The 15261-nt window shown below is 65.9% G+C and carries 11 protein-coding genes; 7 read left to right on the top strand and 4 right to left on the bottom strand.

The genetic code is table 11. The features are described from left to right. Nucleotides 1-21 precede the first annotated feature (21 nt). The 4 genes from sucB to ACZI8W_RS11405 all read left to right on the top strand — a co-directional run bounded on the left by sucB (nt 22) and on the right by ACZI8W_RS11405 (nt 4472). A complete protein-coding gene (sucB, locus tag ACZI8W_RS11390) occupies nt 22-1713 on the top strand; it encodes a 2-oxoglutarate dehydrogenase, E2 component, dihydrolipoamide succinyltransferase (protein WP_463368862.1) in 1692 nt (563 codons plus the stop codon). A 113-nt stretch (nt 1714-1826) separates the two neighbouring features. Beyond that, on the top strand, nt 1827-2606 hold the full coding sequence (gene lipB / locus ACZI8W_RS11395) for a lipoyl(octanoyl) transferase LipB (RefSeq protein WP_463368613.1): 780 nt from the start codon (nt 1827-1829) through the stop codon (nt 2604-2606). Nucleotides 2607-2660: 54 nt separating this feature from the next. Then, a complete protein-coding gene (gene lipA, locus ACZI8W_RS11400; RefSeq protein ID WP_463368614.1) occupies nt 2661-3671 on the top strand; it encodes a lipoyl synthase in 1011 nt (336 codons plus the stop codon). Between the two features lie 60 nt (nt 3672-3731). Continuing rightward, the gene (locus ACZI8W_RS11405; protein ID WP_463368615.1) at nt 3732-4472 is read left to right on the top strand and encodes a DUF4191 domain-containing protein; all 741 of its coding nucleotides are present in this window, start codon (nt 3732-3734) and stop codon (nt 4470-4472) included. 87 nt (nt 4473-4559) lie between these two features. Here ACZI8W_RS11405 and ACZI8W_RS11410 read toward each other — a convergent pair whose 3' ends face one another. Further along, nucleotides 4560-5036, bottom strand: coding sequence for an RDD family protein (locus tag ACZI8W_RS11410; RefSeq protein WP_463368616.1), 477 nt, complete (start codon nt 5034-5036; stop codon nt 4560-4562). Nucleotides 5037-5249: 213 nt separating this feature from the next. Here ACZI8W_RS11410 and glnA point away from each other — a divergent pair, with 213 nt between their 5' ends. Next, complete coding sequence (gene glnA / locus ACZI8W_RS11415) at nt 5250-6686, top strand: type I glutamate--ammonia ligase (RefSeq protein WP_463368617.1); 1437 nt, start codon at nt 5250-5252, stop codon at nt 6684-6686. A gap of 187 nt (nt 6687-6873) precedes the next feature. Next, complete coding sequence (locus ACZI8W_RS11420) at nt 6874-8163, top strand: ClC family H(+)/Cl(-) exchange transporter (RefSeq protein ID WP_463368618.1); 1290 nt, start codon at nt 6874-6876, stop codon at nt 8161-8163. 67 nt (nt 8164-8230) lie between these two features. Here ACZI8W_RS11420 and ACZI8W_RS11425 read toward each other — a convergent pair whose 3' ends face one another. Further along, a complete protein-coding gene (locus ACZI8W_RS11425) occupies nt 8231-9766 on the bottom strand; it encodes an amino acid permease (protein WP_463368619.1) in 1536 nt (511 codons plus the stop codon). Nucleotides 9767-9982: 216 nt separating this feature from the next. Here ACZI8W_RS11425 and ACZI8W_RS11430 point away from each other — a divergent pair, with 216 nt between their 5' ends. Further along, a complete protein-coding gene (locus tag ACZI8W_RS11430; protein WP_463368620.1) occupies nt 9983-10489 on the top strand; it encodes an Lrp/AsnC family transcriptional regulator in 507 nt (168 codons plus the stop codon). 88 nt (nt 10490-10577) lie between these two features. Here ACZI8W_RS11430 and ACZI8W_RS11435 read toward each other — a convergent pair whose 3' ends face one another. Together ACZI8W_RS11435 and ACZI8W_RS11440 are read right to left on the bottom strand one after the other, a co-directional pair. Continuing rightward, on the bottom strand, nt 10578-11669 hold the full coding sequence (locus ACZI8W_RS11435; protein WP_463368621.1) for a Glu/Leu/Phe/Val family dehydrogenase: 1092 nt from the start codon (nt 11667-11669) through the stop codon (nt 10578-10580). A 50-nt stretch (nt 11670-11719) separates the two neighbouring features. Continuing rightward, nucleotides 11720-15193: an indolepyruvate ferredoxin oxidoreductase family protein gene (locus ACZI8W_RS11440; RefSeq protein ID WP_463368622.1), complete on the bottom strand. Its 3474-nt coding sequence runs from the start codon at nt 15191-15193 to the stop codon at nt 11720-11722. Nucleotides 15194-15261 lie beyond the last annotated feature (68 nt).

A 15261-nucleotide genomic window follows, 5' to 3' on the forward strand; every position in this document is an offset into this window, starting at 1 on the left:
GGTGCGGGCACCCCCGTCACCATGCCTGCGCTCGGCGAATCCGTCACCGAAGGCACCGTCACCCGCTGGCTCAAGGCCATCGGCGACGAGGTCGCCGTCGACGAACCCCTCCTCGAGGTCTCCACCGACAAGGTCGACACCGAGATCCCGTCCCCCGTCGCCGGAATCCTCACCGAGATCTCCGCGCAGGAAGACGACACCGTCGAGGTCGGCGGCCAGCTTGCCGTCATCGGCTCCGAAGCTCCTGCCGAGGCCCCCGCCGCAGCACCCGAACCGACCCCGGCTCCCGCCGCCCCCGCAGAGGAATCCGCGCAGGCACCGGCTCCCGCCGCACCCGCGCAGTCGAGCGGCAACGGTGCGGGCACCCCCGTCACCATGCCTGCGCTCGGCGAATCCGTCACCGAAGGCACCGTCACCCGCTGGCTCAAGGCCATCGGCGACGAGGTCGCCGTCGACGAACCCCTCCTCGAGGTCTCCACCGACAAGGTCGACACCGAGATCCCGTCCCCCGTCGCCGGAATCCTCACCGAGATCTCCGCGCAGGAAGACGACACCGTCGAGGTCGGCGGCCAGCTTGCCGTCATCGGCTCCGAAGCTCCTGCCGAGGCCCCCGCCGCACCGGCACCGGCCGCACCCGCGCCTGCTGCACCCGCGCCTGCTGCACCCGCGCCGGCAGCACCGGCGCCTGCTCCGGCTGCTTCTGCACCCGCGGCAGCGCCGGCACCTGCTGCCCCGGCTCCCGCCGCAGCAGCACCGTCGAGCGATGCGACGCCGTATGTCACGCCGCTCGTGCGCAAGCTCGCTTCGCAGCACATGGTCGACCTGTCCACTGTCAAGGGCACCGGCGTCGGCGGGCGGATCCGCAAGCAGGACGTGCTCGCAGCCGCGGAGGCGAAGAAGGCTCCTGCTGCCGCAGCACCCGCCGCAGCAGCGCCCGCCCCAGCGACGGCGTCCGGTGTTGCTCCGGGCGTGCGCCCCGAGTTGGCAAACCTGCGCGGAACCACGCAGAAAGCCAACCGCATCCGCCAGATCACCGCGACGAAGACCCGCGAGTCGCTGCAGACCACTGCGCAGCTCACGCAGACCTTCGAGGTCGACGTCACCAGGATCGCCCAACTGCGCGCCCAGGCGAAGAAGTCGTTCGCCGAGCGTGAGGGCGTCAACCTGACGTATCTGCCGTTCTTCGCGAAGGCCGCGGTGGAGGCGCTCAAGGTCCACCCCAACATCAACGCGTCATACGACGAAGCCAACAAGCAGATCACCTACCACTCGGCCGAGCACCTCGGTATCGCCGTGGACACCGATCAGGGCCTCCTCTCCCCGGTCATCCACAACGCCGGCGACTTGTCGCTGGGGGGTCTCGCACGCGCAATCGCTGACATCGCCGATCGCTCGCGCAACGGTGGCCTCAAGCCCGACGAACTCTCCGGCGGCACCTTCACGATCACGAACATCGGGAGCCAGGGCGCCCTGTTCGACACCCCGATTCTGGTTCCGCCGCAGGCGGGCATGCTCGGTACGGGCGCAATCGTCAAGCGTCCGGTCGTCGTCCAGGACGAGACCGGCAACGAGTCGATCGGTGTGCGGTCTATGTGCTACCTGCCGCTCACCTACGATCACCGACTCGTCGACGGCGCCGATGCAGGACGTTTCCTCAAGACGATCAAGCATCGTCTCGAGGAAGGCGCGTTCGAGGCCGATCTCGGACTGTGACCCATCCAGCACAGTCGTAGCTACCCAACCGGTGCACCGGAGGCGGGGGCGTCGTCGAATCAGCGACGGCGTCCCCGCCTCCGTCACGACGTCCAGGCGTAATGTCGACACCTATGCGCAACGACACGTCCTCCGCACGGCTCGACCCGACACCGATGATGGTGGCGCAGCTGGGCCTGATCGGTTACCTCGAAGCCTGGGAACGTCAGCGCGAACTCGTCGCCGAGCGTGCAGACGGCATCGGCGCAGACACGCTGCTCCTACTCGAGCACTCACCCGTGTACACCGCAGGTAGGCGAACCGAAGATTCCGACCGCCCCTCCGACGGCACTCCGGTCATCGACGTCGATCGCGGCGGGAAGATCACGTGGCACGGCCCCGGCCAGCTCGTCGGCTACCCGATCGTCCGACTCGCCGAGCCGATCGACGTCGTCGACTACGTCCGGCGGATCGAGCAGGCGCTGATCACCGTGTGTGCCGATCTGGGACTGGCGTGCGGACGCGTCGAAGGTCGCTCCGGCGTGTGGCTACCGGCCGAACTGCGAGACGGCCGATGGCTCGCCGAACGGAAGATCGCCGCCATCGGCATCCGGGTGCAACGCGGTGTCGCGATGCACGGCTTCGCTCTCAACTGCGACTCCGCCCTCGACGCGTTCGACTCGATCGTCCCGTGCGGCATCCGCGACGCCGGGGTCACCTCGCTCACGAGCGAATTGAGCCGCGACGTGACGGTGCACGAGGTCATTCCGGCCGTGACCGACGCTGTCATCGCTGCACTCGACGGCCGACTTCCGGTCACCGAGTGCAACATCGACAGAGTCACCTTCGAGCAGGCCGTGTCGGCTGCTGCACCTGATTCGACCCCACCGGAGTTCACCACTCACCGGTTCTGACATGCCCACACCCGGACGGAGTTTCGCCCGCTCCTCGGGCGTACCATCGATGTCGTGACTGTCGCCCCAGAAGGACGCAAGCTGCTGCGGATCGAGACCCGGAACGCACAGACGCCCATCGAACGTAAGCCCAATTGGATCAAGACCCGCGCCAAGATGGGTCCGGAGTACACCGATCTCAAAGGACTCGTGCGGCGTGAAGGCCTGCACACGGTCTGCGAAGAGGCCGGGTGTCCCAATATCTACGAATGCTGGGAAGACCGCGAGGCCACTTTCCTCATCGGTGGCGAGCAGTGCACCCGCCGCTGCGACTTCTGCCAGATCGACACGGGCAAGCCCACCGCACTCGACCGCGACGAGCCACGCCGAGTCGCCGAATCGGTGCAGTCGATGGGATTGCGCTACTCGACGATCACCGGTGTCGCCCGCGACGATCTCCCGGATGGCGGCGCCTGGCTGTACGCGGAGACGGTTCGCAAGATCCACCAGCTCAATCCCGGAACCGGCGTCGAGAACCTGATTCCGGATTTCAACGGCAAGCCCGAACTGCTGCAGGAAGTCTTCGAGTCTCGGCCGGAGGTACTCGCGCACAATGTCGAGACCGTCCCGCGCATCTTCAAGCGGATCCGTCCCGCATTCCGCTATCAGCGGTCCCTCGACGTGATCACCGCGGCCCGCGAGTTCGGGCTCGTCACCAAATCCAACCTGATCCTCGGCATGGGCGAAACTCCCGATGAGGTCACCGAAGCTCTGCATGACCTGCACGACGCCGGATGCGACATCATCACGATCACGCAGTATCTGCGCCCGTCACCGCGGCATCATCCCGTCGAACGGTGGGTCAAGCCGGAGGAGTTCGTTGCTCACTCCGAGATGGCCGAGAAGATCGGCTTCGCCGGTGTGATGGCAGGACCGCTCGTGCGCTCGTCGTATCGCGCCGGTCGCCTGTACGCGCAGGCGATGGCTCACCACGGTCGCGAACTACCCGCTGATCAGGCGCACCTCTCGAAGGAAGGCTCCGCGAGCCAGGAAGCCAGCTCGGTTCTCGCCCGCTTCGGCAGCTAGAAACCGGGAGGACACCCGCGGTGGCAAGCAGTCCATCGGGGGGAAAGTATCCTGGTTGTCATGGCGAAGGGCAGCAAGAACGACAAGGAAGCGAAGGCGGCGGCGAAAGCTGCTCGCAAGCAGGCGTCGAAGGAGCGTCGCACACAACTGTGGCAGGCGTTCCAGATTCAACGCAAAGAAGACAAGGCACTTCTTCCGTGGATGGTCGGCGCGCTCGTCGCATCGATCGTCGTGTTCTTCGTGATCGGCCTGATCTTCAGTATCCAGTGGTTCCTGCTGCCGATCGGCATCCTCGTCGGTGTCCTCGCAGCGTTCATCATCTTCGGCCGTCGCGTGCAGAAGACTGTCTACAAGAAGGCCGACGGTCAGGCAGGCGCCGCAGCGTGGGCGCTCGACAATCTCCAAGGTGCTTGGCGTGTCTCACAGGCCGTTGCTGGTACGACCCAACTCGACGCGCTGCATCGCGTGATCGGTCGGCCGGGGGTCATCCTCGTCGGTGAAGGCAACCCCGGGCGGATCAAGCCTTTGATGGCGCAGGAGAAGAAGCGTGTATCGCGCCTTGTCGGCGATACCCCGATCTACGAATTCACCGTCGGCAACGAAGAAGGTCAGGTTCCGCTGGCGCAACTGCAGAAGCAGTTGAATAAGCTTCCGCGCAACATCGACACCAAGCGGATGGATGCGATCGAAGGCCGATTGTCGGCACTGAGCACCAAGAAGAGCGGCCCCGCCATGCCGAAGGGCCCGATGCCGGCGGGCGCGAAGATGCGGGGCGTACAGCGCACCATGCGCCGTCGCTGAGTCAGAGCGCCGAACGGCTGGGGGTCGTCGCCCCGATCGGGCGACGACCCCCAGCCGAGTGCAGGACGACTCGGCCGCAGAGCAATGTCAGCGCGAACGCACGAGTGCGGTGCCGGTCGCGCGGTCCTGCAGACCCCTGCCGTCGATGTCGGTCACCAGAGCCGGGGCGATGAAGACGAGCAGGATCTGACGAGCCAGTGCCCGGATCACTCCGACGCGGACAGGTTGATCCACGCGAATCACCTGGATCCCGGCGATGAATTGTCCTGGTGTAAACGAGAACAACGTCACTGTGACGATCCCCACACTGCACCAGATGAGAAGCGTGTATGCGGACAACGACGGACTCTCGAGCGGATTGTCGCCCACCAGCACCATGGCGATCGCCATCGACGAGAACCAGTCGATGACCAGTGCAAGCACCCGCTTCGCCGACGACACGAGCGCACCTGGTCCGTGTTCCGGAAGGCCGAGCCACTCCCCGGGATACTTCTGTTCTCCGCGTTGCCCCGGAGGAAGGGCCGCCGAGGGGCCCGATAGCCAACTACCCGTCATCCGCGCCATGGGCCCAGGATAGTCTGGTACGTGCGGACCAGGGCAGACCCGTGCACCTGTCGGTGACCTCTACCACGTTCTCCGAGCCTCACACCAGGGCAGCCTGATGTGTAACACCGGCGAAACATAGGTTTGACGACCGGGCAACACCGGGTCAATACGGTCTGATCCGACGCAGGCGCCCAGCACCAAATGGCGCGCACCGACTGAAGGAGCACAAGCGTGGCGTTCACCACGGCCGAAGAGGTCATCAAGTTCATCGCGGACGAGAAGGTCGAGTATGTCGACGTCCGCTTCACTGACCTACCCGGCATCGAACAGCACTTCTCCATCCCCGCGAAGGCATTCAACCAGGACGTCTTCGAGGACGGGTTGGCATTCGACGGATCATCCGTCCGCGGATTCCAGTCGATCCACGAGTCCGACATGCTGCTCCTTCCCGACGTGACCACCGCACGCCTGGACCCTTTCCGCGCAGCCAAGACGCTGAATGTCAGCTTCTTCGTCCACGACCCGTTCACCCGCGAGTCCTACAGCCGGGACCCGCGCAACGTCGCTCGGAAGGCCGAGGAATACCTCGCCAGCACCGGCATCGCCGATACCGCCTTCTTCGGCGCCGAGGCCGAGTTCTACATCTTCGATTCGGTCCGATACGACTCCGCCATCAACGGTGCGTTCTACGAGGTCGACTCCACCTCGGGTAGCTGGAACACGGGTACCGAGTACAACGCCGACGGTTCCGCCAACCTGGGTTACAAGGTTCGCCCGAAGGGTGGCTACTTCCCCGTCGCGCCGTACGACCACTACGTCGACCTCCGCGACGCGATCTCGACCAACTTGACCAACGCGGGTTTCGAACTCGAGCGCGGCCACCACGAGGTGGGCACCGGCGGCCAGGCTGAGATCAACTACAAGTTCAACACGCTGCTCTCGGCGGCCGACGACCTGCAGCTGTTCAAATACATCGTCAAGAACACCGCGTGGCAGCACGGCAAGACCGCAACGTTCATGCCGAAGCCCCTCTTCGGCGACAACGGCTCGGGCATGCACGTCCACCAATCGCTCTGGAAAGACGGCAAGCCGCTGTTCCACGATGAAGCCGGCTACGCAGGCCTGTCCGATCTCGCTCGCTGGTACATCGGCGGCATTCTGCATCACGCACCGTCGCTGCTTGCGTTCACCAACCCGACGATCAACTCGTACCACCGCCTCGTGCCGGGCTACGAGGCGCCGATCAACCTGGTGTACAGCCAGCGCAACCGTTCGGCTGCGGTCCGCATCCCGATCACGGGCAACAACCCGAAGGCCAAGCGACTCGAGTTCCGTGCACCGGACTCGTCGGGCAATCCGTACCTGAACTTCGCCGCGCAGATGATGGCCGGCCTCGACGGCATCAAGAACAAGATCGAGCCGCTGGCGCCGGTCGACAAAGACCTCTACGAGCTTCCGCCGGAGGAGGCCAAGAACATCCCGCAGGCCCCCACGTCGCTCCCCGCGGTCATCGACCGCCTCGAGGCCGACCACGAGTACCTCACCGAGGGTGGCGTGTTCACCACCGACCTGATCGAGACCTGGATCTCGCTCAAGCGTGAGCAGGAGATCGCTCCGGTCAACCTTCGCCCGCACCCCTACGAGTTCCAGCTGTACTTCGACTGCTGAGCCGTCTGCGGCACCACGCTCGGCGACTGGGGAGTTACCCACGGCATTTCCGTGGGTAACTCCCCATCTGGCGTGTAGAGGCCCCGCCGGATCTCGGGTCTGGCGAATCACCGCCGGATTCCGGCCCGCACCTGCTCCGTCGGGTTGTTGAATAGCTCGTGTCGGTAGTTACCCCGAGGAGCACCCTGTGACGATCCGCGAGCTGCTGGTGATCTGTGCACTCGCGACGATCGGTGGTGCAGCCATCGGGTTCGTCGGCGGCGCCTTCCGGTGGTGTCTGCGCGTCGCCGACGACGCACGCATGCACCTGCTCACGTGGACGCACTCGCTATCCGGTCCGAGTTGGTTGATTCCGATGGCGATCACCGCGCTCTGCGCCGCATCGGCAGCCCTGATCGTGCGACGGGTTCCCCTTGCTGCGGGAAGCGGAATTCAGCATGTGGAGGCCGTCGCCCGCGGTGAGGCCGCGCCGCCGCCGCTCCTGGTCGTGCCGGCGAGGTTCTTCGGAGGTGTGCTCGCGATCGGATCCGGCCTCATTCTCGGACGGGAGGGTCCGATCGTCCACATGGGTGCGGCGATCGGCGCCGACAGCGCACACCGGGCTTATCTCGACGACGGCGATGTGCGCTCACTGCAGAGCGCGGTGGCCGGTGCCGGTTTGGCGGTCGCATTCAATGCCCCGATCGGCGGCTCACTGTTCGTCTTCGAGGAGGTGACGCAGGCGTTCCGGTTCCGGGTGGTCGTTCCCGTCCTCCTGGCGGTGGGCACCGGGATTGCCTGTTCCCGCCTGATCCTGGGTGATCGGCCGGACTTCGCCGTCGGTCCGGTCGATCCACCGTCGATCACGTTGCTCCCGGTGTTTCTGCTCTTCGGTGTGCTCACCGGACTCCTCGGCGCAGCCTACAACCGGCTGGTGATCGGCTCCCTCGTCCTGGTCGACCTGTGTCGTGCGCTGCCGTCGGTGGTGAAGGCCGCGATGATCGGTGCGGGAATCGGGCTACTGGGTGCCCTCGCACCGCTGGCCGCCGGCGGAGGCGACACGGTCGCGCAAACCCTGCTCGGTGGAGGCACACTCGCATTTCCGGTCGTGTGCTGGTATGTCGTGACGCGGTTCGTCGCGGGTCCGCTGTCCTATGCGGCGGGGACGCCGGGGGGTCTGTTCGCACCGCTTCTCGCACTCGGCGCACTGTGGGGTGTGCTGTACGCCCGGGTCGCGGAAGCTGTTGTTCCGGCGATTGATTCGTCACTCGTACTGTCGATGACAATCGTGGGTATGGCCACACTGTTCAGCGCATCGGTGCGGGCACCGCTCACCGGGATAGCACTGGTGGTGGAGATGACCGCCACGACGACGGTGACGGTCCCGATGCTCATCGCGTCCGCGGGAGCGGTGATCACGGCGCATCTCGTCGGGGTTGCACCGATCTACGACAGTCTGCGCGAGCGGCTTCGCTCCACACCCACCCCACCGACGTGACCCTCCGTCTGCGCGACGCGCTCGACCTCACCCGCGCCAGTTCGGCGCGGGCGAGGTCGACGACCGGTTACACCGGCTCAGGCTCCCTGGACTCGCGCTGCGCCGCGGCCTTCTGTGCCGCCTCCGCTGCGAGCCGCTGCCCGAGCAACGACTTCCGGCGGCCGTAGCCGAAGTAGACGATCACGCCGAGGGCCATCCACACGGCGAACCGGATCCATGTCTCGACGGAGAGGTTGAGCATGAGCCAGCCGCAGGCGAGCACCGCGAGGATCGGGATCCACGGCATCAGCGGCACCCGGAATCCACGGGGAAGATCCGGGCGGGTGCGGCGCAGCACCATCACGCCGACGCACACGAGGACGAAGGCGAACAGGGTGCCGATGTTGACCATCTCTTCGAGCACTCCCATCGGGAACACCGCGGCGACGACCGCGACGACCCCGCCGACGAGCAGGGTGATGCGCACGGGAACGCCCTTGCGGTTCGTGGCGGCCAGCTTCCGGGTCACCAGCCCGTCCCTCGACATCGCGAACAGCACCCGGGTCTGGCCGAGCATCATCACCATCACCACGGTGGTGAGTCCCGCGAGACCACCGATGTTAATGATCATCTGCGCCCAGGTGACCCCATGAGCCTCGAATGCGGTAGCGAGCGTGGCGCTTCCGTCGCCGACCAACGCGCTACCGGTCTTCAGATCGGTGTACTTCACCATGCCGGTCAGAACGAGCGTGACACCGACGTAGAGCACGGTGACGATCGCCAGCGATCCGAGAATTCCCCGCGGAAGCGCCTTCTGCGGGTTCTTCGTCTCCTCGGCAGTCGTTGCGACGACATCGAATCCGATGAAGGCGAAGAAGACGAGGCTTGCCGCGGCGAGCAGGCCGTACCAACCGTAGCTGCTGCCCTCGGCTCCGGTGAGCGCGGAGAACAGCGACTGGTGCACACCGTGTGCGGCATTCTGCGACTCTTCGGCCTGCGGGATGTACGGCGAGTAATTGCTCTTGTCGATGTAGAAGATGCCGACCACGATCACCAGCAGGACCACGGCCACCTTGATCGCAGTGACGACGGCTGAGACCCGCGACGACACCTTCGTGCCGATCGCGAGGACGAGCGTGATCGCGCCGACGATGAGCAACGCGCCCCAGTCGACCGAGATCGGTCCCACGTCGATCGAGGCGTCCCCACCGAACATGCCTCCCAGATACAACGACCATCCTTTGGCGACGACAGCGGAGGCCAAGGCGAACTCGAGGATCAGGTCCCACCCGATGATCCAGGCGACGAACTCACCGAAGGTCGCGTACGAGAAGGTGTAGGCGCTGCCTGCGACGGGAACCGCCGACGCGAACTCCGCGTAGCACAGCGCGGCGAGACCGCACGTGATCGCGGCAAGGACGAAGGCCAGCGACACGGACGGTCCCGCCACATTGCCCGCGGTGCGGGCGGTGAGGGTGAAGATGCCGGCGCCGACGACAACGGCGACGCCGAACACGGTGAGGTCCTTGGCCGTCAGTTGTCTTCGTAGCCGCGTCCCGGGTTCGTCGGTGTCGGCGATCGACTGCTCGACGGATTTGGTGCGCCAGATACCTACTCCGGGCATGGTTGTGCTCCTCGAGATGGTTTCGGTGCCGACCGAGCCTCGTAGGCATTCGGGGGCATACAACTCACGTAGTCGGACTCCGCAGACCGGGTCGCAATTGCATGAGCATTTCAATGCAGCAATCATTGCACTACACCGATTTGTGTCAACAACTTTCAATTGAACTGATCAGTGTGCTCAAATAGTGATGCGTATCACAAACGAAGGGACATCATCGTGCTCAGCCTCGACCGCCTCGACGCAGCCCTCCTGTCGGAGCTCACTCGCAACCCCCGCGCGGGCATCGTCGACCTGTCCGCCACACTCGGCGTCGCACGCAACACGGTGCAGGCGCGCATCAAGAAACTCGAGGAGTCCGGCGCGGTCACCGGATACCGGCCCGTCGTCGATCTCCCGAAGCTGGGACTGCCCCTGCAGGCGTTCATCGGCGCCGAACTCGTGCAGGCCCGCATGGGCCACGTCATCGGCGAACTGGAACGGTTTCCCGAAGTCCTCGAGGTCCATGCGACGACCGGACGGGAAGATCTCCTCATCAGGATGGCAGCACAGTCGCAGGAAGACCTCCTGCAGGTCCTGGAACGCATCCACGGCATCGAGGGTGTCGCGCACACCACCACGACGCTCGCCCTGACCACGCCCGTGGCCTACCGAACGCAGCCGCTTCTCGAACACCTCACCCGCGACGCCGGCCACGGGCGCTCGACGCCATCCAGCCGCCACTGAGACATCCGCCCGTGCCCCCGGACGAGGCCACCCACGACGACTCGAGGGAGACGCCGCGTGGCGTCTCCCTCGAGTCGTTCCCCTCTCGTCAGACAGAATCGATGCGCTGCTCCGCAATTCGGTTCGCCGCGGCACCGGGGGTGATGTCCAGCCCGCGCGAGCACTCGAAGATCTCGACGGTGCGCTCGAAGATCTCCTCGACACGACTGCGGACCACGGATGCGTCCGACCTGTCCGCTTCGCCGGCAACCTGGATCAACCCGCCCGCGTTCGCGACATAGTCAGGCACCCAGGTGATACCGCGACCGCGCAGAAGGTCCTCGACCTCCGGTTCCGCCAGCTGATTGTTGGCCGCGCCGCAGACCAGGTGCGCGTCGAGGTCACTCGCGGTGGCCCGGGTCAGTGTTCCGCCGAGGGCGCACGGGGCGTACACATCCATCGAGGACGTGGTGACGTCGTCGGTGATGCGTGCAGACGGGAATCCCGCCGCGACACGCGCGAGCGCCTCGGGGTCGACGTCGGAGGCGACCACGTCGGCGCCGTCCGCAGTGAGTAGTTCCACAAGTTGGTATCCGACTTTGCCGAGTCCCTCGACACCCACGGTTCGCCCGGCGAGAGTGTCGGTGCCCCAGACTGTTCGCGCTCCGGCGCGCATCGCCTGGAACACGCCCAGCGCGGTAAGCGGGGAGCTGTCACCGGATCCTCCGGCAGCGGCGGTCCGTCCGACCGCATACTGCGTGTGCCGTCCGATCACGTCGAGGTCGCCCGCGTGGGTTCCCACATCTGCGGCCGTGATGTAACACCCGCCGAGCGAGTCGACGAACCTCCCGTACGCGGCGAGCAGCGCCTCGCTCTTGACGGTAGCCGGATCCCCCAGAATGACAGCCTTACCGCCGCCGAGGTTCACCCCCGACACTGCAGCCTTGTAGGTCATACCCATCGACAGTCGCAGCACGTCGTCGAGTGCCGCCGCCTCGTCGGCATACGGATAGAACCGGGTGCCGCCGAGGGCCGGCCCGAGAGTCGTGGAATGAATCGCGACGATTGCGCGCAGACCGGTCTGCGCATCTTCGTGGAAGACGACCCGTTCGTGCGGGCGATCGGACAGACGGTGAGATCCGTCGAACACCCCGGGGGCGGCGTCGACGTCGGTCGGGCGGGCAACAGTGGAGGTGGTCACGTGCGAATTCCTTTCCAGCAGATAATTTTCCGAAGCACTCTCTGACGCGGTCAGAAGTCGATGTCGACGTCGAGTTCGGCGAGGCGAGCACGATACTGCTCGACGGAGCGCAGTTTGACGTCCTCGTAGCCGCGGACGAGGTCGGGCAGTTCGGCGATCTGCACCGCGCGGTCGTAGTCGTCGGCGGCGAGGTCGGCGACGAGTGCGTCGATCGTAGCGGTGTAATGGGCCAGCAGCGCGCGTTCGATTCGTCGGACACGGGCGTAGCCGAACGGATCGAGTCGGGTACCACGCAGACGCTTCGCCTTGGCCAGGCCCCGCAGGAGCACATGTGAACTCGGCCCGAATCCCACCTTCTTGCTGCGCCCGAGCGCCCGGAGAACCGGTGGATGCAACCGATAGGTGAGGTGCTGCCCTCCGGGCACCTGCGCCTGGACGTCGTCGAGGAACGCGGGGTCGACGAGCATGCGTGCCACTTCGTATTCGTCCTTGTACGCGGTGAACTTGAACAGTCCGCGGGCGACGGCTTCGGTGAGGTCGGTGCGGTCGGTGACACGCCGTTCGGCGTCCCACACGGCCTGCACCCGGTCGATATACCGCGCCGCCAGCGCCTCGTCCTGGAAGTCGATCAGTGCGGCGGCGCGGATCGTTACAAGGCGCCGCACTTCACCGTCGAAGGTGACCGCGTCGAACAAGCGGTCGGGCGCCACGGTGGCCTCGCGCTCGCGGCGAGCGACTGCGGTCGCCGCACGGAACGCCTCGGGATCGGCGATCGCGGCGCGCCCCCACCGGAATGCCGCAATGTTGGATGCCACTGCGACACCGTTGATCTCGATCGCCTCTTCGATCGATTCCGCCGGGATCTGCAGTCCGCCGAGTTGGTGCGCGGCACCCACGACCAGGAAGTTCGCGGCGGCCGTCTGCCCGAACAGTGCCTGCGACGCCGCGAGCGCGTCGAACGACACCAGGGTGCGGGTCGTCGCCTCCAACCGGGAGAGCAGCACATCCTCGTCCGGGTGACGGATCGACCTGTCGTACACCATGTCCCCCGTGGGGGTGCGACTCGTCGAGGCGACCGCAACGGTCTCGGCGGCATTCGCGTACGCGAGGTTCTTCGAGTCGGTGGCGGTGAGCAGATCCAACGCGAGCAGGCACGACGCTCCCCCGGTGCCGACCCGGTTGCCGGGGTCGAGGGCACCGCGCGCGAACCGCAGGTGCGAGACCACCGGCCCGGCCTTCTGGCTCATACCGATCTGGTCGAGCGATTCGACCTCGTACCCTGCCCGTAGCGCCGCGGTTGCCAGCACCTGGTTGACGGTCACGATGCCGGTTCCCCCGATCCCGGCGAGGAAGACGTTGCGGGTCCCGATCGGAGCATCTGCCTCGGCATCCGGCACGGCAGGTGGTGTCGGGACGGTGTGCCGGCCCGACTTCCCGCCCGACTTCCGGCCCGGCGAGGTCTCGACCGTCACGAACGACGGACAGTCACCGTCGAGGCACGAATAGTCCGTGTTGCACGAGGTCTGGTCGATCCGCGTCTTGGATCCGAACTCGGTGTCGACCGGGTGGACCGACAGGCAATTGCTCTTGACGCCGCAGTCACCGCAACCTTCGCAGACCGCCTCGTTGACGACCACCCTGGTGGTACGGGCAGGCAGTGTGCCGCGTTTGCGTTGACGGCGGGCGTCGGCTGCGCAGTGCTGGTCGTAGATGAGCACGGTGACACCGGAGATCTCACGTAACACCTTCTGCGCTTCGTCGAGCCGGTCGCGATGCCAGACCACGGTGCCGCGCGCGAGGGATCGCTTGCGATGGCGTTTCGGCTCGTCCGAGCAGATGATGATCTTGCGGACGCCTTCGGTGGCGAGTTTGCGGGTCAGGGCGGGAATCTTCAGGGCGCCCTCGGCGTCCTGCGCACCGGTCATCGCAACGACATCGTTGTAGAGCAGCTTGTAGGTGATGTTCACGCCGGCCGCGACGCACGCCTGGACGGCGAGCTGACCGGAGTGGAAGAAGGTTCCGTCACCGATGTTCTGGAACATGTGGTCGATGTCGGTGAACGGGGCCTGCCCGATCCACTGCGCACCTTCCCCGCCCATCTGGGTCAGGCCGGTGACGGCACTGTCGGTGCGACCCGACAGTGTCACAAGTGTGTGGCATCCGATTCCCCCGCCGCCGATCGACCCTTCGGGCAGCGCGGTGGAGCGGTTGTGCGGGCAGCCACTGCAGAAGTACGGGGTGCGTGCGGTGGACAGCACTTCGAGGGGCAGCTGCGGCAGCGGTCCCGGGCCGAGTTCGAGACGATCACGGAGTACCCGTCGGAGCGGTCCGCGGAGCCGACCGGCGGTGAGTTCACCGTCGACCGGCACGAGCGGTCGGCCGGTCGCGTCCTTCTTTCCGAGGATGCGCGGTGCGGAGTCGGTGCCGTAGAGGATCTCCCGGATCTGTGTTTCGACGAAGGCGGTCTTGTCCTCGATCACGATCAACTCGTCGAGGCCCCGCGCGAAGTCGCGGACGAGGTCCGGCCCGATCGGGTACGGCATTCCGATACGCATCAACCGGATACCGGCGCGGTGCAGTTCGGCGTCGCCGACACCGAGGTCGAGCAACGATTGCCGTAGCGCATCGAATGTTGTTCCGGTGGAGACGAATCCAACCTCGGCGCGCGGAGGGTTGACCTCGATGACGTCGAGCGCGTTGGCCTTGCCGTAGGCAAGGACGGTCTTCCATCGCGGTCCGTACAGGTCGGCCTCAGCGAGCACGCTGTCACCCGGCGCAGCCATGGGACGCTGTCGATACTCGAACCGTCTTCCCTCCCATTCGATGTCGGGAACGGTGATGGACAGATCCGACACCGATCCGTCGATCGACCAAGCCCCGTCGGCGACATCGGCGACGATTTTCAGTGCAACCACACATCCCGATGCGCGCGACAATGCGACTCCGTGAAGTCCCATCGTGACAATCTCGGCGGCGTTTCGTGGGAACAACACGGGGATGCCCAATGCGGCGAGGGACCGTTCACTCACCGCAGGCACTGTGGAGGATTTCGACGCCGGGTCGTCGCCGACCATCAGCAGCATGCCGCCGTTCGGGTCGACGCCGTACATGTTGGCGTGACGCAGGGCGTCGGTGGCGCGGTCGAGTCCGGGCCCCTTGCCGTACCAGACGCCGACCACTCCGTCGTGGGTCCGTGTACCGGCACCGAGCTGCCCCTGACTTCCCCATACCGAGGTCGCTGCGAGTTCCTCGTTGATACCGGGGGTGAAGGTGATGTCGTGCTCGGCAAGCACCGTGGGCATGCCGTGCAGCATCTTGTCGAGGCCGCCGAGCGGACTGCCTTGGTACCCGGACACGAAAGTGGCGACACGGCGCCCGTCGCGGATATCACGCACGTGCTGCTCCACGAGTTGCCGCGCGATCGCCTGCACACCGGTGAGCAGTACCGTGCTCGAACCGGATCGGTACCGGTCGTCGAGATCGTACGGAAGTCGTTCAGTTTCGCGGATCGCGGTTTCCGTCATCGCACACCGTTCCTTCGCCGCGGCACGGAAGATCGCTATGCCGCTTTGATCGAATCATTTAGTACAGC

The sequence above is a fragment of the Rhodococcus ruitaii genome, from assembly GCF_055230935.1.

Bases quoted from the DNA above. Each gene is read 5' to 3' on its own strand.
- ACZI8W_RS11440 (WP_463368622.1), bottom strand. From the start codon at position 15,193: ATGACGGAAACCGCGATCCGCGAAACTGAACGACTTCCGTACGATCTC.
- ACZI8W_RS11410 (WP_463368616.1), bottom strand. From the start codon at position 5,036: ATGGCGCGGATGACGGGTAGTTGGCTATCGGGCCCCTCGGCGGCCCTT.
- lipB (WP_463368613.1), top strand. From the start codon at position 1,827: ATGCGCAACGACACGTCCTCCGCACGGCTCGACCCGACACCGATGATG.
- ACZI8W_RS11425 (WP_463368619.1), bottom strand. From the start codon at position 9,766: ATGCCCGGAGTAGGTATCTGGCGCACCAAATCCGTCGAGCAGTCGATC.
- ACZI8W_RS11405 (WP_463368615.1), top strand. From the start codon at position 3,732: ATGGCGAAGGGCAGCAAGAACGACAAGGAAGCGAAGGCGGCGGCGAAA.
- sucB (WP_463368862.1), top strand. From the start codon at position 22: ATGCCTGCGCTCGGCGAATCCGTCACCGAAGGCACCGTCACCCGCTGG.